The organism is Haloactinopolyspora sp. (assembly GCF_027324685.1).
In the GTDB taxonomy this organism is placed as follows: domain Bacteria; phylum Actinomycetota; class Actinomycetes; order Jiangellales; family Jiangellaceae; genus Haloactinopolyspora.
The window spans coordinates 14,457-32,789 of the sequence record NZ_DAHVSH010000040.1 but is presented as its reverse complement, the minus strand read 5'-3'; the positions used below and the strand labels follow the sequence as shown (position 1 = coordinate 32,789).

16 protein-coding genes are annotated in these 18,333 nt (G+C 70.5%); 11 read left to right on the top strand and 5 right to left on the bottom strand.

What is annotated here, in order from left to right:
• The 3 genes from M6444_RS05560 to M6444_RS05550 all read left to right on the top strand — a co-directional run.
• The coding region (locus tag M6444_RS05560; protein WP_298323930.1) for an NEW3 domain-containing protein at positions 1–1,726 on the top strand (1,726 nt) is incomplete at its 5' end.
• Positions 1,723–2,694, top strand: coding sequence for a glycoside hydrolase family 88 protein (locus M6444_RS05555; protein WP_298323927.1), 972 nt, complete (start codon positions 1,723–1,725; stop codon positions 2,692–2,694). The genes M6444_RS05560 and M6444_RS05555, both read left to right, overlap by 4 nt.
• Positions 2,691–3,875, top strand: coding sequence for a mandelate racemase/muconate lactonizing enzyme family protein (locus M6444_RS05550; protein WP_298323925.1), 1,185 nt, complete (start codon positions 2,691–2,693; stop codon positions 3,873–3,875). The genes M6444_RS05555 and M6444_RS05550 overlap by 4 nt, the downstream gene beginning before the upstream one ends.
• 157 nt (positions 3,876–4,032) lie before the next feature.
• Here M6444_RS05550 and M6444_RS05545 read toward each other — a convergent pair whose 3' ends face one another.
• On the bottom strand, positions 4,033–5,634 hold the full coding sequence (locus tag M6444_RS05545) for a TraM recognition domain-containing protein (protein ID WP_298323924.1): 1,602 nt from the start codon (positions 5,632–5,634) through the stop codon (positions 4,033–4,035).
• Positions 5,631–6,749 carry a M48 family metalloprotease gene (locus M6444_RS05540; protein ID WP_298323922.1) on the bottom strand — a complete coding sequence of 373 codons (1,119 nt, stop codon included), beginning with the start codon at positions 6,747–6,749 and terminating at the stop codon, positions 5,631–5,633. Before M6444_RS05540 ends, M6444_RS05545 begins: the two co-directional genes overlap by 4 nt.
• Positions 6,750–6,867: 118 nt before the next feature.
• Between M6444_RS05540 and M6444_RS05535 the strand changes: the two genes are divergently transcribed.
• Positions 6,868–8,322, top strand: a complete 1,455-nt coding sequence (locus M6444_RS05535) for an amidase (protein ID WP_298323920.1) — start codon at positions 6,868–6,870, stop codon at positions 8,320–8,322.
• Positions 8,319–9,224, top strand: a complete 906-nt coding sequence (locus M6444_RS05530; protein ID WP_298323918.1) for an LLM class flavin-dependent oxidoreductase — start codon at positions 8,319–8,321, stop codon at positions 9,222–9,224. The genes M6444_RS05535 and M6444_RS05530 overlap by 4 nt, the downstream gene beginning before the upstream one ends.
• Positions 9,225–9,234: 10 nt before the next feature.
• Here the strand turns inward: M6444_RS05530 and pepN are convergent, their stop codons facing one another.
• Complete coding sequence (gene pepN, locus M6444_RS05525) at positions 9,235–11,784, bottom strand: aminopeptidase N (protein ID WP_298323916.1); 2,550 nt, start codon at positions 11,782–11,784, stop codon at positions 9,235–9,237.
• Positions 11,785–11,908: 124 nt separating this feature from the next.
• On the opposite strand from pepN, the gene M6444_RS05520 reads away from it, so the two are divergent.
• Both M6444_RS05520 and M6444_RS05515 read left to right on the top strand, forming a co-directional pair.
• Entirely contained in the window at positions 11,909–12,568 is a 660-nt protein-coding gene (locus M6444_RS05520) for a DsbA family protein (RefSeq protein ID WP_298323914.1), read from the top strand.
• 27 nt (positions 12,569–12,595) lie between these two features.
• Positions 12,596–13,075, top strand: a complete 480-nt coding sequence (locus M6444_RS05515) for a ribose-5-phosphate isomerase (protein WP_298323912.1) — start codon at positions 12,596–12,598, stop codon at positions 13,073–13,075.
• Here the strand turns inward: M6444_RS05515 and M6444_RS05510 are convergent.
• On the bottom strand, positions 13,020–13,241 hold the full coding sequence (locus M6444_RS05510; RefSeq protein WP_298323910.1) for a hypothetical protein: 222 nt from the start codon (positions 13,239–13,241) through the stop codon (positions 13,020–13,022). The genes M6444_RS05515 and M6444_RS05510 overlap by 56 nt on opposite strands.
• Positions 13,242–13,255: 14 nt before the next feature.
• On the opposite strand from M6444_RS05510, the gene M6444_RS05505 reads away from it, so the two are divergent.
• From M6444_RS05505 to M6444_RS05490, 4 genes are all read left to right on the top strand, one after another.
• Complete coding sequence (locus M6444_RS05505; RefSeq protein WP_298323908.1) at positions 13,256–14,059, top strand: DNA-formamidopyrimidine glycosylase family protein; 804 nt, start codon at positions 13,256–13,258, stop codon at positions 14,057–14,059.
• A gap of 66 nt (positions 14,060–14,125) precedes the next feature.
• Positions 14,126–15,229, top strand: a complete 1,104-nt coding sequence (locus M6444_RS05500) for a PP2C family protein-serine/threonine phosphatase (RefSeq protein WP_298323906.1) — start codon at positions 14,126–14,128, stop codon at positions 15,227–15,229.
• A gap of 96 nt (positions 15,230–15,325) precedes the next feature.
• Positions 15,326–16,426, top strand: a complete 1,101-nt coding sequence (locus M6444_RS05495; RefSeq protein ID WP_298323904.1) for a sulfite oxidase — start codon at positions 15,326–15,328, stop codon at positions 16,424–16,426.
• Positions 16,427–16,468: 42 nt separating this feature from the next.
• Positions 16,469–17,308 (top strand): phosphoribosylaminoimidazolesuccinocarboxamide synthase, encoded by an 840-nt coding sequence (locus tag M6444_RS05490; RefSeq protein ID WP_298323902.1) that lies wholly within the window; start codon positions 16,469–16,471, stop codon positions 17,306–17,308.
• Between the two features lie 12 nt (positions 17,309–17,320).
• On the opposite strand, the gene M6444_RS05485 is transcribed toward M6444_RS05490, so the two are convergent.
• Entirely contained in the window at positions 17,321–18,322 is a 1,002-nt protein-coding gene (locus M6444_RS05485) for a LacI family DNA-binding transcriptional regulator (RefSeq protein ID WP_298323900.1), read from the bottom strand.
• Positions 18,323–18,333 lie beyond the last annotated feature (11 nt).

Sequence of the window (18,333 nt, the reverse complement as noted above, 5' to 3'; positions counted from 1 at the left end):
CACCGGCTGGGGCAGCGCCTGGCAGAGCGCGCTGTGGACGTTCAACGCGGCATTCGGCGGCTGGCTGCTCTGGGACGACTTGCCGCCAGCTGACCAGGAACAGCTGGCGCGGATGGTCGAGGCCGAGGCGAACATCTTCCTCGACTACGACGTTCCGTACTACGCCGACGCCGACGGCAACGTCATCACCCCCGGCGACACCAAAGCCGAGGAGAACGCCTGGAACGCGGCCTTCCTCAACCTTGCGGTCTCGATGATGCCGGAGCACCCCAACGTCGCGGTCTGGCAGGACAAGGCACTGGAGCTGATGATCTCGGCCTACTCGCGCCCCAGCGACCTGAGCAACGACACCGACCTGCACGGCAAGCCGGTGCGGCAGTGGCTGGACGGGTCGAACATCTTCGACGACGGCACGCTGGTCAACCATGCCCGGATCCACCCCGACTACTTCACCAGCATCGCCAACAGCGTCGGCGCGCCACTGGCCTACGGACTGGCCGGGCGGGCGACGCCGAAAGCCGCGCTGTTCAACGCCGACCTCGTGTACCGAGCCCTGGTGGACTACGAGTTCGCCGCCCCGCCGTACGACCCACCGGGCGGGACGATCTACCTGCGGGATGAGCAGGGCGCTGCGACGCCGGACGTCTACTACCCGCAGGGCAACGACTGGGGTACGCACCGGCGGATGCACTTCGTCCTGATCGACACCATGGCGTCGATGTTCGGCTTCGACACCGGCCGGTCCGTCCCGGGAGCAGAGTGGGCCCGCGAGCACGCGCAGATGGTGCTGGACATGCAGGCGCGGTTCGACGATGGCCGCACGTACGGTGATCGGTCCGAGGACACCTACGCCGGGCGCGAGCAGTGGGTGGCGCTCCTGGCCGGGCGGACGTACCTCACACACTGGCTGGACCACAACGCCGACATCACCTTCACCAACCGCGCCTTCCCGGTGACGCCGCGCGACTACCCGGGCGCATCGGTCGACATGGACGCCGCAGCGAACTACCCGGCCGGGACCGCGACCCCGCTCACCGTGACGGTCACGAGCACCTCGGAGGCACCGCTGCTGGACGTGCAGGTGGACCTGGACGTCCCCGACGGCTGGACGGCCGAGAAGACCAGAGCCGCCGAACGCAAGGTCGACCCGCGCGGAACGACGTCGTCGAGCTGGACGCTGACCCCGGGGCCGGATGCCGCCGACACCGCCGAATTGCGGGCGACGGTGCGTTACCGCCATTACGGCGTCCGGCGTGACGTCGAGGCGCGCGCCTTCGTGTCGGTACCGCCCGGTGTCAACGTCGCCCTAGGCGCACCGGTCACCGCGTCGTCGCAGCTGCGTGCGGACACCGGGGGCGACAAGGCCGTCGACGGGCTGTTCACCGACGCCAGCCGCTGGATCTCGGCCGAAAGCGACGAGAGTCCCGAGCTGACCGTCGACCTGGGCTCCCCGACGGACATCGGCGCCGTCTACGTCTACAGCGGTTACAACCAGACGAACCACGACCCCACCAGCACGCTCAAGGACTTCACGATCGAGGTCCGGACCCCGGACGGCTGGCAGCAGGTCGCAGAGTACGTCGGCAACGTCGATCACCGGGTGACCGCCCAGGACCTCGGCGTCACCGGTGACCAGGTACGCCTGTCCATCAGCGACCCGTCCGGCAGTTCCATCGACGTCGCCCGGGTGTTCGAGGTCGAGGTCTACGAGAAGGCCGGCCGATGACGGCTTTGGTGCCCGGCCTACGTGCCGCAGCCGAGGATGTCGCGGAGCGTACCCTCGCCTGCCCGGTGACCATCTGGGGCTTCGGGGTGGGCGGGATGCTGTCCGGACTGGTCCGCGCGGGCCTGGTCCTGGGGCGGCCGGCCTACGTGGAGCGGGTGGCCGACCTCGTGGGTCCGTCGCTGGCGGCCGCGCCGGCGGCGACGGACCACCTCATCGCGGTGGAAGCGCTGCAGGCGTTGCGCGCGGCGCGCCCGGACGTCGTGATCGACGATGCCTGTGCACGCTGGACCGATGCGGTCGTGACCGCTGGGCGCCGGGTGCCCGGCGGGCCCCGGGTGCACCGTCCGGACCTGCAGCGGTGGTCGTCGACCATCTGGGTCGATTGCATGCACACCGACGGGCCGGGCCTGGCCGCGCTGGGCCGACCCGACGATGCCGTGGCGTACGCGACGGAGTACGCGGTGGTCCTACAGCGCGACGACGGGTTGTTTCATCACGGGTTCGACGTGGACACCGGCCGCGGCAACGGCGTGGCGTGGGGGCGCGGGCAGTGCTGGGCGCTGCTCGGCCTGGTCGACACCTTGCACGCCGTCGCTGACGACCAGCTGCACCGACGACTGCAACGGTTGGTGGAGGCGCTGGTCCGACACGAGGACGGCGGCCAGTGGCACACCGTCGTCGACGACCCGGCCGCGCCGATCGAGAACAGCGTCGCCGCCTACGTCGCCTACGGCCTGGCCCGCGCGATCCGCTACGGCTTGGTGGGTGACGAGTACCTGCCGGTCGTCGACCGGGCCTTCGACGCGACGATGCACGGGCTCGACGACGGCGGTCTCGAGGTGTCGGAGGCCACGCCGGTCGGCGACGCGGCGAACTACGTCACCCGGGCGAGCGCCGTCTATCCGTGGGGTCAAGCGCCGGTGCTACACGCCGTGCTGGATCGCATCGAGCAGGAGGGAAACCGATGAAGGTCACCAGCGTCGAGACGTTCGTGCTCAAGGCGCGGCCGCCGGAGGTCTACTGGGGCGCCAGGACCTGGAGCGCCGAGCACGGCCGCCCGCTGGTGGAGTATCCGCCCGCTGAGCGGCGCCGGTACGTCTACAGCGACACGATCGACACCGTGCTGGTGCGGGTCGCCACCGCCGACGGCGTCGTCGGATGGGGTGAGGCGAAGGCACCGGTCGGCGCGCGGGCGACCGCGGCGATCATCGACGACCTGCTCGCCCCGTTGGTGGTCGGGGCACGCCTGGACGAGATCACCCGGACCTGGGAGCGCATGTACGCCGGGATGCGGGTGCGCGGGCACGACACCGGGTTCTGGCTGGAAGCGCTGGCAGGGGTGGACATCGCCATGTGGGACGCGTGGGCACGGCTGTTGAGGCAGCCGGTGCATGCGCTGATCGGCGGCCGGTTCCGCGACCGCGTACCGGTGTATGCCTCCGGGGTGCCGGGCGCGCCCGCGGGCTCGGGCGCCGACGGCCAGGATGGCGTTCGAGTGGAAGCCACCCGGCTGCGTGATCTGGGCTTTCGTGCGGTCAAGGTGGCCATCGGGGTGTCACCGGCCGACGACATCGCCTCGGTGCACACGGTTCGCGACGTCTTCGGCCCGGACGCCGTCGTTCTCGCCGACGCCGCGGGCCAGTACGAACTGCCGCAGGCCGTGCAGGTCGGCCGTGCGCTGACGGAGGTTGGTGCCGGGTTCTTCGAGATGCCGCTGCCGCCGGAGGACCTCGCCGGCTACACGCGTCTGGCCGAAACACTGGACATCCCGCTGGCGCTGGACAGTCTGGCCACTCGGCACCGGGCGCTGGAGTTCCTGCGGGCCGGGGCGCTGCACGTGCTCCAGCCCGACGTCTGCCGGGCCGGTGGCATCACCGAGACGATGCGCATCGCCGCCCTGGCCGACGCCTTCGGCGCCCAGGCCACCCCGCACGTGAGCATCGGCTCCGCCGTGCACGTTGCGGCCAGTGTGCAGTGTGCGGCGGCGATGCCGAACCTCGCCGTCCTGGAGTACTGGATCGGCGCCAATCCGCTGGCGGCGGTGGCCGCAGATCACCTGGAACCGGCCGGCAGCGCCGTCGGCGTCCCCACGGGCCCGGGTCTGGGCATCACGATCGACGAGGACGCGGTGCGGCGCCTCGCCGGCTGACCACGGTGCCGCCTGGCACGCTGAGGTGCACTGCCTGGCACGCTGAAAGTGAGTGATCGCGCCTGAAATGCCCGGTTTGTGGAGCGTTTCAGTGTGCCACGCAAGTCGCGCCACGCGTCAGTGCGCCCACGCGAGCCCGCGGGGTCCCGATGTGCGATCAGGCGCGCAGGTTGACCAACGTGGGTCCGGTCCGGGTGCCGTCGGAGCGCGACAGCGCCACCACGCAGTGCCCGGGCGGGATACCGGTGACGATGTCGGACACCGTCCACCGCGGCCGTTCGACCCGCCGCAGGCTCGTGCCCTTGGTCACGCCCCAGTTCCGAGTCTCGCCGTCCTGCCGGTTCCAGCCGCCCCGGCTGTCGCGGGATCGTCCGGTGTTCTCCGCGCCGCCGATCGTCTCACCGTGGCTGAAGCTGATCTCGGAGACCCAGTGGTCGCCGAACCAGTCGGAGAACACCTTCGCATCGATCGGGTCGATACCGCCGAAGACGGCCTTGCAGCCGACCGAGCCGAACACGGTCGCGCGGACCTGCACCGGGAAGTCGCTGATGGTCTGGGCCAGCAGGATCAGCCCGGCGTTGTTGGAACGCAGCTTCTGCACACCACGGGCGACGTAGTCGTCGACGAACCGGCCGGCCTCGTCGATCATGAGGCCCTTGAAGATCGAGCGGTTGGTGTCCGGCGCAGAAGTGACCTGGACGAACTGTGACACCACCAGGCGGGCCAGGATGCGCGCGGCATCGGGGAACTCGGCCTCGGGCAGGGAGACACGCACCCGGGTGGGCCGGTTGATGTCGTGCATCCGGAACGGTCGCTCGCGGTCGAACAACTCCATCAGCCGGGGCCGGGCCAGCAGCTGGAAGCGTTCGATCAATGATGCCGCCGGGTCGGCGTTGCGGGTGGCCTGCTCGCGCCGGGTGTCCAGCAGCGCCTTGGCCTCCTTGCCTTCGGGCCCGCGAAGCGCCGCTTTGACCTGGTCGGTCATGCCCTGCTCGGAGCGCAGCAGCGCCAGCATCTCGCGGACCTTCGGCCACCGGCCGAAAGCCAGATGAAACGGCGCCAGGCAGGCATACAGCGCGTTGCGTGAACCGTCCATGAAGTACGCCATGTCGTCGCTGACCTGCGGCGGCAGCATCGCGCTGGCCAAGCGGTCGGCAGCGGTGTCGGGGTGGTCGGTACCGCCGTAGAGGTCGAAGCCCGACGTCGGCGCGAGCGGGTCGATGGTGACGTCGAACCAGCCGTCGTAGGCGAAGTCGTCGCCCTTCGGGTCGACGACGACGATGCTGGCCTGCTGCGCGAGCGCCGACAAAGACAGGTTCTCGACGATGGGCCGGGCGAAGCCGTGCGTCTTGCCCGATCCGGGCGGTCCGATGACCAGTAGCGACGTGCGAAGTACGTCGTGGTCGACGCCGAAGTCGGTGGCCACCGTGGTGTCGGCGTGCGGGTCCTGCACCGTCCGGCCCAGCCGGACCTGACCGCGCTGCAGGTTGTGCACCGCCAGCCGGGAGCCCGGCAGGTCGCGCAGCGACGAGTGGTGCAGGATCGTGGCCGGGCCGTACCGGACGATCTCGTCGGCGAGCTCGGCGGTGGCGGCCGGATCGTCACGGCGCTGGTCCAGGGCCGTGAGGATACGTGCTTGGTCGACGTCGGACATGGCGGCGTCCGTGACGAGACGGTCGAGCATCTCAGCGGCGTCGCGGTGGTTCTCGCGCAGGTGCTCCCACCCCGTGTCGCGGCGACGCCGCCGCCGCAGCATCATGGGTTCTTCCTCAGGTAGGCGTCGAGCTTCTTGATCCGCGCGGCCAGCGCGGGGTGCGTGCTGAGCAGACGCGCCCGTAGGACGGCGTGGGTGCGCGCGTCGTCCATGCCTTGACGCAGCCAATCCTCGAACACCTCGATCAGCGCATGCCCGTAGCCCAGCTCTGCGGCGATCCGGTCGGCACGGTACTCGCTGCGCCGCGCCAGCCACGGCAGCAGGACCGGGGTGAGCAAGAAGACCAGCAACGCCGGCGGCGCCCACGCCCGGCCGGACTGGACGGCGGTGATCATCAGCATCACCAGGACGAACCCTGCGAACACCAGCAACGTCCAGGTGATGATGCGCGCGACGACGATGGTCAGCAGCGGCAGCCGCGCGGCGATGGTGAAGATGACGGCGAAGATGCGCACGAACAACGAGGCGACGATGCGCATCGCTCGATTGAGCAATCGGGCCGGCAGCGAATACCAGTACGCGAGCAAGTTGCCCCATGCGTGCCCGCCGAGATGGTGGCCGAGCTCGTGCGCCAGCACGGCGGCCAGGTGATGATGCGGCATGGCGTCGAGCGCCTTGCGGGTGACCGTGACGACGTGCCCCGACGACGCGTAGGCATTGAGCGCGTCCGTGTCCTGGACGAACAGCTGATACTTCGCGCCATCGGTGCCGGCGGCGGCGTGCACGTCGCGCCAGGCGTTCTCCAGACGCTCACGTTCGCTCGGCGTCGGGCGCCGGGCCCGCAGGAAGATGCGGGTCAAGACGATCTCGGTGCGGCGATAGAACACCAGGACACCGCTGAGCAACCAGCCGGCCACCGTGAGCGGCGCCACGGCGTCCACGCCGGTGGCCGCGGCTGCAGCCAAGCCGACGAATCCGACGACGAGCAGGCTGTACAGCGCCCACGGCAAGGCCAGGGCCAACGAGGCCAGCGTGGAAGTGTCGACGCTGCGCCGGCGGCGTTGCGGCCCGGCGGGCGGGGCCGCGGGTCGGCGTGCGTTGCTCGAGGCGGTGTCGGGCGGCTCGAAACTGCCCGGTGGCCCGGACGGTCGGATGTGGGTCGCCGCGCCTGCCAGCGGCTCGCCGGCACGCGGCGGGCCGGCCTGATGGGGGTCGCTCATGGCCGCCTCCGGTGGATCTTCCAGCCTTGATTACACCGGTAGACATGACCACGGCGCAACCGGCTGGTCACAGCAGTGGGCTGCGCGGCGAGTGATCGCCGTCGTAGGGTCATGAACTGTGACTCAGATCCACGAGCTCACCGCGCTCGAACTGGCCGCCGCGGTGCGCCGCCGCGAGGTGTCGCCGGTCGAAGTGCTCGACCACACGTTGCAGCGCCTGGCCAGGCTCGATCCCGCGGTCGGCGCGTTCGTCACGGTCACCCCGGAACTCGCGCGTGAGCAGGCGGCGGCGGTGGAGGACGAGTTGGTTCGCGCCGCCGCCGACGATGTCGACCCGCCGCCGTTCGCGGGCGTGCCCTGCCCGATCAAGGATCTCGCGATGGTGGCCGGCGTCCCGGCCCGCGCGGGCAGCGCGGCTTTCGCCGACGCCGTCGCCCCGGTCGATGACGGCGTGGTCACGCTGTTGCGGCAGGCGGGGACGCTGATGATCGGCAAGACCAACACGCCGGAGTTCGGGTTGCCGCCGTACACCGAGCCGGACATCGCACCACCGGCGCGGACACCGTGGGACTTGTCGCGCTCGGCCGGCGGATCCAGCGGCGGGGCGGCCGCGGCCGTGGCTGCCGGCATCGTCCCGGTCGCGCACGGCAGCGACGGCGGGGGCTCGATCCGCATCCCGGCCTCGGCGTGCGGACTGGTCGGGCTCAAGGCCACGCGCGGGCGGATCAGTCCCGGCCCGTACGGCACGGACGGCGCCGGCCTGGCCACCCACGGCGTGCTCACCCGCGACGTGCGCGACACTGCGGCCCTCCTCGACGTCCTGTCCCACCCGTGGCCTGGTGACATGCACGTTCTTCCGGGTCCGCGGACGAGCTTTCTCGACGCCTGCGATCGGTCGCCCGGTCGGTTGCGTATCGGGATTCTCACCGAGCCGGTGATCGCACCGGAGGTCGCGGTCGACGACGCGTGTCTGACCGCGGTGGCGCACACGGGAGCCCTCCTCGAGCGGTTGGGTCACGAGGTGGAGCGGGCACCGGTCCCGTTCGAGGCCGAGCGATGGGGGTCGTTCGAGGCGATCTGGTCGGTCCTGAGCCTGGCCCCGCCCGTCCCGCCCGAAGGCGAGCAGCTTCTGCTCCCCCTGACGCGTTGGTTGCGCGACAAGGGGCGCAAGATCAGCGGACACGAGTACGCGTCGGCGATCTCGCTGGCGCAGAGCACGACGCGCGAGGCAGCAGCCACCTGGGCGACCTACGACGTCATCCTGAGCCCGACGCTGGCCCAGCTTCCGGCGCCAGTCGGTGCCATGCGCAACGACGACGACCCGGCGGCTGACTTCGCGGCTCAGATGGCGTTCACACCCTGGACCAGCGTGTGGAACCTCACCGGCTGGCCGTCGATCAGCCTGCCGCTGGAGGAGACCACCGTCGGCGGCGTGACGTTGCCGGTGGGGGTCATGCTGGGCGGGCGCCACGGTGCCGAAGAGACGTTGCTGAGTGTGGCCGCCCAGCTCGAGCAGGCCCGTCCGTGGCGTGGTCGGCGCCCACCCCTCGACGACGGGACGGCACAGCCATGACGTCCGCTGACTCCGTGGAATTCGGCTACTTCCTCGTTCCGAACGCGGCCGATGCGCTGATCGACCTCGCCCGCGAGGTCGAACGGCTCGGCCTGGAGTGGGTGGGCATCCAGGACCATCCGTACCAGCGCCGGTTCGTGGACACTTTCGCGCTGATGAGCGCCGTGCTGACGGCCACGACGTCGTTGCGGGTCTTCCCGGACGTGGCCTGCCTGCCGCTGCGCCCGCCGGGCGTGCTGGCCAAGACCGCGGCCTCGCTCGACGTCTTGTCGGGCGGGCGGTTCGAGCTCGGGCTCGGCGCCGGGTCGTTCTGGGACGCCATCGAGGGCTACGGCGGGCAGCGGCGCACACCGGGCGAGTCGATCGATCAGCTGAGTGAGGCGATCGAGGTGATCCGGCGGCTGTGGAGCGGTGAGCGGGGGCTGCGGTTCGAAGGCGACTACTACCACCTGCGCGGCGTGCACTCCGGGCCGGTCCCGGTGCACGACATCGGCATCTGGCTCGGCGCCTACGGGCCCAAGATGCTGCGCCGGACCGGCCGGCTCGCTGACGGATGGGTGCCTTCGGTCGGGGCTGACCTGCTGCCCCGGCTGCCCGAGTTGAACGACCGCGTCGACCAGGGAGCGGTCGAGGCCGGTCGCGACCCGTCGGCGGTACGCCGCGTGTTCAACGTCTCAGGCGTCATCACCGACGGCGACTCGCGCGGGTTCCTGCGCGGCCCCGTCGACCAGTGGGCCGACGAACTGGCCGAGCTGGTCACGCAGCACCGAGCCGAGCTGATCGTCTACGCCGGGCCGAGCCTGGCCGGCCAGCGCGGCGACGCCGACGGCTTGACTCAGTTGCGCCGCTTCGCCGAGGACGTGGTTCCGGCGACCAGATCTCGGCTGGCCGTGTCCAGATGAGGACGCCGCGTCAGCCGGCCTGACGGTCGCGCTCCTGCGCCTTCAGCGCCCGGTCGAGATCGGCCAGCCCTTCGGCGACCAGGCGGCGGGCCGGGTCGGGGACCTCGGCGGTGGCCAGCCAATCACGAACCATCTGCGCGGTGACGGCGTCAGCGAGGACCCGTGGGAACAGCCCGGTGATGATCACCTGGGCGGTGTCGTGCGTCCGCTCCGCCCAGACCGGGCCTACGGCATCGAGGTAGGGCTGGACGTAGGGGCGAAGCAGCTCACGCTGTTCGGGTTGACCGAACCCGGCCACCGTGGCCCGAAGCGCAGCGTTGGGCAGCTCGCCGGTCTCGACGGCGGCGTGCCACGCGGCGGCTTTGGCGATGCGCTGTGGCTGGGCGGCCCGCGCGTAAGCGGCTTGCCGCTCACCGGTCGCGGTGTTGTCGCGCTCCAGCTCCGCGGCGATCTCGGCCTCACCCGCCGCGCCGACGATCACCAACCGGTGCAGCAGCGCCCACCGCAGATCGGTGTCCACGGTCAGGCCCGGCACGACGTCGGCGCCATCGAGCATGGCCCGCAGTTCGGCGAGATGATCGTCACTGGCCGCCGCGGCGATCCAGGCCCGCGCGAAGGCCAGCTGCAGGTCGCTGCCCGGCTCGGCGGCGCCGGCGTAATGGCGCAGCGCGCTGGACCACCGCGCGGACAACAACATCCGGTTGGCCGGCCAGGCGTAGAGGTCGATGGCGATGCGGCCTGAGCGCAGGACGTGCTGAACGACCGGCAGCGACGTCTCGCGCGACACGCCGGACAAGACGAGCTCGACGTACGAACTGGCCGGCATCTCAGCATCGCGCAGCATGTCGGTGGCGGCGGTCCAGCACAGGGCGCGTGGCAGCGAATCGAGGGCCCCGATCGAGGTGACGATGCTCTGCTGCGAGCGGTCGTCCAGGCGCACCTTCGCGAAGGTGAGATCGTCGTCGTTGACCAACAGGAGATCCGGCTGGGTCTCGCCGCGCAGCTCGGGGATCTCGGTCCGAGCGCCGGCGACGTCGAGCTCGATACGCCGACGCCGCTGGAACGAGCCGTTGTCGGTGCGGTCGTACAGGCCCACGGCGACCCGGTGTGACCGGATGGTGGGGTGGGCCTCTTCAGCAGTCTGCTCGATGACGACCGAGGTGTAGGCGCCGGTGTTGTCGACGGCCACGACCGGGCGAAGCGTGTTGACCCCCGCCGTGCGCAGCCACTGTTCGTTCCATTCCGACAGGTCGCGCCCGCTGGTCCGTTCGAGGTGGGTGAACAGGTCCGTAAGCTCGGTGTTGCCCCAGGCGTGCTCGGCGGAGTAGGCGCGTACGCCGTCGAGGAAGGCCTCGCGGCCCACCCAGGACACGAGTTGCTTGATCACGCTCGCGCCCTTGGCGTAAGTGATGCCGTCGAAGTTGACCTCCACGTCCTCGAGGTCGCGGATGTCGGCGGCGACGGGGTGGGTGGTGGGCAGCTGGTCCTGGCGCAGCGCCCAGAGCTTCTCGGTGACCGCGAACGTCGTCCACGCCTCGACCCACCGGGTGGCCTCGGCCCGCGCCAGCACGCTGGCCCAGGTGGCGAACGACTCGTTGAGCCACAGGTCGTTCCACCACCGCATGGTGACCAGGTTGCCGAACCACATGTGCGCCATCTCGTGCAGGAGCGTCTCGGCCCGGCGCTCGTAGGCGGCGTCGGTGACCCGGCTGCGGAACAGGTAGTCCTCGTGGTGGGTCACCGCCCCGGCGTTCTCCATCGCCCCGGCATTGAACTCCGGCACGAACAACTGGTCGTACTTGGCGAACGGATAGGCCGAATCGAAGACCTCTTCGAAGAAGGCGAACCCGCGGCGGGTGAGGTCGAACAGTTCGTCGGCGTCCAGGTGCTCGGCCAGCGACCGGCGGCAGTACACCGCGAGCGGGATCGTGGCGTCGCGGCCTTGATGTTCGGCCCGCACGACGTGGTAGGGCCCGGCGACGATCGCCGCGATGTACGTCGACATCGACGGCGTCACCTCGAACGTCCAGCGACGCTTGTGCGCGCCCCGCTTGACCGACTTGCCCGGGCTGTTCGAGACGACTTCCCAGTGCTCGGGGGCGACGACGACGAAGGCGAACGTGGCTTTCAGATCGGGCTGGTCGAAGCACGCGAACACGCGCCTGGCGTCGGCCACCTCGAACTGCGAGTACAGGTACACCTCGTCGTCCACGGGGTCGACGAAGCGGTGCAGGCCCTCGCCGGTGCGCATGTAGCTGCAATCGGCGACGACGCGCACCTCGTTCTCGGCCGCCACGTCGGCGAGGGTGATGCGGTAGCCGTCGTACACGTCGGCCGGGTCCAGCTCCACGCCGTTGACCACGACTTCGTGCACTTTCGCAGCGATCAGGTCGAGCCACGTCGTCGACCCCTCGCTGGCTGCGAACCGGACGGTCGTGGTCGACTTGAACGCGGTGTCGCCGCGAGTAAGGTCGAGTTCGACCGTGTAGTGCACGGTCGAAGGCTCCACGGTCGCTGCTCGCTCCTGGGCCTCGTCTCGAGTGATGTTCGTGCCAGCCATGTTCATGATCCTGACAGATCTTCGGGGGTCGTGGCGCAACGGTAGGCCGGGAATCCTAGCGACCTTGCTCCAGTTGACCCGACTAGAGCCCTAGTCACCGCACCGCCGAGTACAGAGGACCTTCATGACGCTCACCCAATCCGTTCACGACGTCACCGGTACCGAGACCCAAGCTGCGGACTTCTGGTTCGACCCGATCTGCCCGTGGGCGTGGCTGACCTCGCGCTGGATGCTCGAGGTGGTGCGAGTGCGCCCGGTGACGGTGCAGTGGCACGTCATGTCCTTGTCCTACCTCAACCAGGGGCGCGACCTCGGCGAGGAGTACAACACCATCATGGAGCGCGCCTGGGCGCCGGTCCGGGTGGTCATCGCGGCCCAAGAGCTGCACGGCAAGGAGTACGTGCGTCCGCTTTACGACGCGCTCGGCCAGCGCATCCACGTCGAAGACCGCGTCGAGCGTGGCGACAAGCGCGATTACCGCCCGATCATCGCCGAGGCGCTGGACCAGGTCGGCCTGCCTGCGTCGCTGCTGGAGTACGCCGACAGCGAGGAGTTCGACGAGGCGCTGAAAGCCAGTCATCACGCCGGCATGGACCAGGTGGGCATGGAGGTCGGCACTCCGGTCATCGCCGTGGGCGGCTACGCGTTCTTCGGCCCGGTCGTGTCCCCGGCGCCGAAGGGCGAGGAGGCTGGTCGGGTGTGGGACGGCGTGCAGGCGCTGGCCTCGTACGACGGCTTCTTCGAGCTCAAGCGGACCCGTACCAGGGATCCGATCTTCGACTGACTCTGACGGTAGGGCACACTGGTGCTCATGCGCGTGCACGTCGGCTCCGACCATGCCGGTTTCGAGGTCAAGAACCGCCTCGTCGAGGTACTGCGGGCCCGCGACCACGAGGTGGTCGACCACGGGCCGTTCGAGTACGACGCCTCCGACGACTACCCGGTCTACTGCCTGCGCGCCGGTGAAGCCGTTGCCGCCGACCCGGACAGCCTCGGCGTCGTCGTCGGCGGCTCGGGCAACGGCGAGCAGATGGCGGCCAACAAGGTGCGCGGCATCCGCGCTGCCCTGGTGTGGTCGGAGCAGACGGCGCAGCTGGCCCGCCAGCACAACGACGCGCAGGTCATCTCGGTCGGCGCACGGCTGCACCCGTTCGACGACATCGTCACGTTCGTCGAGACGTTCCTGAACACGCCCTACTCCGGTGACGAGCGGCACACCCGCCGTCTGGAGATGCTCAGTCGCTACGAGGCGAGCGGCGAGCTTCCGCCGTTGTCTGCCGCTGGGCGCTAGGGCGCGGTGGCAGGCGCATCGACTCCAGCTTCTGCAGCGCTTCGGCCAGGTCCGTCTCGTCCGGGCGCGAGACGTCTCGAGCCCGCATCGCCCGCGACACCGTGACCTGCGAGCGACGGTCCACCTGATCGAGCTTGCGGTTGCTGCGCTTGTCACGATCGTTCATGAAAGGGACAGTACGTGCCTGAGGGTCACACGATCCACCGGCTCGCCCGGAGCCTGCGTGCGGCTTTCGCGGGCGAGCCGGTCTCTGTCTGCAGCCCGCAGGGCCGGTTCGCCGACGGTGCGAAGAAGTTGGACGGGGCGACGATGAACTCGGCGCACGCCCACGGCAAGCACCTGTTCGCCGAGTTCGACGCCGACCGGTGGCTGCACGTCCACCTGGGGCTGTTCGGCCGATTCGACGTCGTCGAGGAACCAGCCGGACCGGTGCGCGGCGAGGTGCGGCTGCGGATGACCTCGGCCCGGGCCCACGCCGACCTGCGCGGCCCGTCGGCGTGCGAACTACTCGACCCGGCGGCGAAGGAAGCGATCACCGCTCGGCTCGGCCCGGATCCGTTGCGCGGGGACGACCCGGAACCGGCGCTGAATCGCATCGCCCGCAGCGCCGCGCCCATCGGCATCCTGCTCATGGACCAATCGGTCGTCGCCGGGGTCGGCAACGTCTACCGCGCGGAGGTCCTGTTCCGTGCCGGTGTCGACCCGGCTCGCCCGGGCCGCAGCGTGCCGGTCGACGTCCTGCAGGCCATCTGGGCCGACCTCGTGCACCTGATGACGCTCGGGGTGCGCACCGGCCGGATCGACACCGTCCGCCCCGAACACGAACCGGCCGCCATGGGTCGCGCGCCGAGGTCGGACGATCATGGCGGCGAGGTCTACGTCTATCGCCGGGCCGGGCAGGCCTGCCTGGTGTGCGGCACCCCCGTCAGCTCCGGTGTCGCCGCGGCCCGCAACACGTTCTGGTGCCCGACCTGCCAGCGTTGACCACCACGGACGGCAGCTCGTCGAACGTGCTTCTGTGCGCGCGTGTGAGGGGCTAACCTCACCCCTGTGACGACCCGACGCGTCGGTGTGCTCGGTCAGCTCGTCGGCGTGGCCGGCGGGCGCGCTCCGGGTGCGCTGGCGCGACGGTTGGCCCACGAGCCGGTCGTGCTGTCCATGCTCCTGGCGGCGACCCTGGTGGTCGGCGTCGCCGTGGTGTACGCGCCGGACTGGGTTCCGATCGCGTCCTTGACGCTCCCGCTGCTGGCCGGAGGCGTGTTCCTGTCGTTGCGCTCACTCGTGTGGCTCGTGGCCGCTGCCGGCTTCTGCCTGCTCGCTTCCCTGGTGACGTTGGACGTGACCGCGCACTTCGCCGGTATCGCCGTCGTGGTCGCCGTGACTGCCGCGGTGGCGCTGGGCCTGGCACGCTCGCGGGCTCGGCTCGGCCTCAAGGGCACCATGGGCGACTCCATGCTCGTCGACCTCCGGGACCGGCTGACCGCCCAAGGCACCATGCCCGAGCTCCCGCGCGGCTGGGAGGAACAGCTCGTCCACCGCTCCGCTGAACGGGCCAGCTTCTCCGGTGACTTCGTGGTGGCGACCCGATCACCCGACGCCGCGGTGCTCGAGGTCGCTCTGGTCGACGTGTCCGGTAAAGGCCACGGCGCCGGCACCAGGGCGTTGCTGCTGTCCGGCGCGTTCGGGGGACTGTTGGGATCGTTGCCACCCGAGCAGTTCCTGCCGGCCGCCAATGCGTATCTGCTGCGCCAGAACTGGTCCGAGGGGTTCGCCACGGCCGTGCACCTCGTCGTCGAGCTCACCACCGGCGAGTACGAGGTCCGGTCCGCCGGACATCCGCCGGCCATCCATTTCCACGCGGGCTCCGGCCGGTGGGAGACCCTCGAGACCGAGGGCGGTCTGCTCGGTGTGTTCGACAAGGACGTCTACGAGCCGGCCGTGGGGCAGCTGCGACCCGGTGACGCGCTGATGCTCTACACCGACGGGCTGGTCGAGGCTCCGCGTCGCGATCTCGCCGACGGCATCGACAAGTTGCAGGGCGAGGCCGAGCGCCTGGTCGCCGGGGGCTTCCGGGGTGGGGCGAAGAAGCTCATCGATGCCGTGGCGTCCTCCGACGCCGATGATCGGGCGCTGTTGCTCCTGTGGCGCACGTAGCCACCGTCCGCCAGAAGTCGAGCTGAGCGACAAGGTCGTACGGCCCGTGACAATCCGCCGTTGCAGCGTTAGGACGGTGGGGTGAAGGGGGCCACCATGACCACGACCGACCAGTGGGTCAGCCCGCCAGCTCGCATCGCCGACCCGGACGAAGCCATCTCAGCCGACGAATTGCGCCTGGCCACGCGCAACCACGGCATGCCGTTGGAGGGGCTGCGCTACGACGTGACCCCGCCGGGCCTGCACTACCTGCTCATCCATTACGACATCCCGGACGTGGACGCCGCGGCGTGGCGGCTTCGCGTGGGCGGGCACGTCGCACATCCGCTGCAGTTGAGCCTCGACGACCTGCGCCGCCGGCCACGCGTGACTCGCCGGGTGACGCTGGAGTGCGCCGGTAACGGGCGCGCCCGGCTGCATCCCCGCCCGATCAGCCAGCCATGGCTGGACGAAGCCGTCGGCACCGCCGAGTGGACCGGCACACCGCTGGCCGGGGTGCTGCGCGAGGCGGTGGTGCTCAGCGACGCGGTCGACGTCACATTCACCGGCGCCGATCACGGCATCGAACGCGGAGCTGAACAGGACTACCGGCGCGGATTGCCCATCGCCGAAGCCGAACGTGACGACGTCCTGCTGGCTTACGAGATGAACGGGCAGCCCCTGCCGCCACAACACGGCGCGCCGGTACGGCTGATCGTGCCGGGGTGGTACGGCATGGCCCACGTCAAGTGGCTGGTCGACATCACCGTGCTGGACCGGGCCTTCGACGGCTACCAGAACAACACGTCGTACCGCATCAAACACGACGCCGACGACCTAGGCGATCCGGTCACCCGGATCCGTCCGCGCGCCCTGATGCACCCGCCCGGGTTCCCCGACTTCCAGACCCGGACCCGGATCGTCGAACACGGCCGCCACGAGCTCACCGGCCGGGCGTGGTCAGGGCGCTCCGCGGTGAACCGGGTCGAGGTCAGCACCGATGACGGCGCGAGCTGGGCCGAGGCCGACCTCGACCCGCCGCCGTCGCTCTACGCGTGGCAGCGGTGGCGGTTCACGTGGGACGCGGCCGCGCCGGGGCGCCACGTCCTGCGCGTCCGAGCCGGCGACGACGAAGGCGTCCAACCGGTCGACGCCGCCTGGAACCGGCAAGGTGTGGTGAACAGCCACGCCCAGCGCGTGGTCGTGTACGTGCGCTGAGCCCGCCAGGGTAGTGAGTCCGGGTAGTGATAGAACGGCGAGGTGCAGCTTCTTCACCGCGGCAAGGTCCGCGACGTCTACACCGACCGTCCGGGCGAGCTGATCCTGCTCGCCTCGGACCGGGTGTCGGTGTTCGACGCCGTGCTGCCGACGCCGATCCCCGACAAGGGCCGCATCCTCACCGCGCTGTCGCTGTGGTGGTTCGAGCAGCTCGCCGACATCGTCGACAACCACGTCATCTCTGCCGACGACGTGCCCGAGGAGTGGAAGGGACGGGCGATCCGCTGCCGGCAGCTCGACATGGTCGCCGTGGAGTGCATCGCCCGGGGCTACCTCGCGGGCTCGGGGTGGGCGAGCTACGCCGAGACCGGCGCCATCGGCGACGTCGTGTTGCCGCCCGGACTGGTCGAAGGTGATCGGCTGCCCGAGGCGGTGTTCACCCCGACGTCGAAGGTGCCGCCGGGGGAGGGACACGATGCGCCGATGACGTTCGCCGAGGTCGTCGAGCTCGTGGGGGCTGATCTCGCTCACCGGCTCAGGGACACCACCCTGGCGCTGTATCGCCGGGCCGAGGAGATCTGCGCCGAGCGCGGGATGCTGCTCGTCGACACCAAGTTCGAGTTCGGCCTCACGCCGTCGGGTGAGCTGGTGCTCGCCGACGAAGCGGTGACGCCGGACTCCTCCCGGTTCTGGCGCGTCGAGGACTGGCGCCCAGGGGGACCGCAGGTCGCTTACGACAAGCAGCTCGTGCGCGACTGGGCGAAGAGCCAGAGCGACTGGGACGAGACGGCGCCCGGCGACGTGCCCGCGGAGATCGTCGAAGCCGCCAGGTCGCGCTACGTCGCCACGTACGAACGGATCACCGGCGAGCCCTGGAGCTGAGGCGAACCGGGGTCAGCCCGGGGGCGCGGTCGAGCCGCGTTCCACGAGCCGCGGCGGTGGCTCACGCACGACGACCTGGCGTTCCTTCCCGCCGTCGAGCCGCTCGAGCAGTAAGGTCACCGCGGCCGCGCCCAGCTCGTGCAGGGGCATCGCCACGGTCGTCAACGGCGGGGTGAGGTGGGCGGCGTACGGGATGTCGTGAAAGGCGATCAGGGACAGATCGTCGGGCACCGCCAGCCCGCTCTCCCTGGCCGCCGTCAACGCGCCGACGGCGGCCAGGACATTGCCGGCCACGACAGCGGTGGGCCGTTCGGGACCGGCCAGCAGCTCGTGCATGCCCTGCCGGCCGGTCTCGATGGTGTGCCCGCCGTCGGCCAGCCACCGAGGTTCCTCGCCGGCCTGCGTGAGCGTCTCCCGCCAGCCGCGGGCGCGGGCTCCGGATCGACTCGTGCCGCCGAGGCGCAGATGTCCGATGCGACGATGGCCGAGCTCCAGCAGGTGCCGGGTGGCGAGCCTGGAGCCGCCCACGTCGTCCAGCGCCGCGGCGGCCAGCGCGGACGAACGATCGTTGAGCAGGACGGTCGGGATGCGCGAGCTCGCGGTCTTGACGATCTTGCGGTCGGCCGCGGTGCCAGCACGCTGCAGCAGCAACCCGTCCATCGCCCCGCCCTGGACTGCTCGCCGGAACGTCACGTCACCGCGGGCCAGTCCGTCGATGTCGGCGAGCAGCAGTACGTAGCCGGCATCGGTCGCCGCGCGCTGAGCGCCCATGATGATCTCGCCGTACAGCGGGTTGGCCATGTCGTGCACCGCCAGGCCGAGCGTGTTCGACCTGCTGCTGCGCAGTGCGCGGGCGGCATGGCTGGGGGCGTAGTCGAGGTCGCGGGCGGCGGTGAGCACTCGGTCCCGCGTCTGCTCACGCACCTGCAGAGTCGGGTCGCCGTTCAACACCCGCGACACCACGGCCGGCGTGACGCCGGCGGCGCGGGCGACGTCGGTGATGCTGACCCTCATACGCCGTCCGC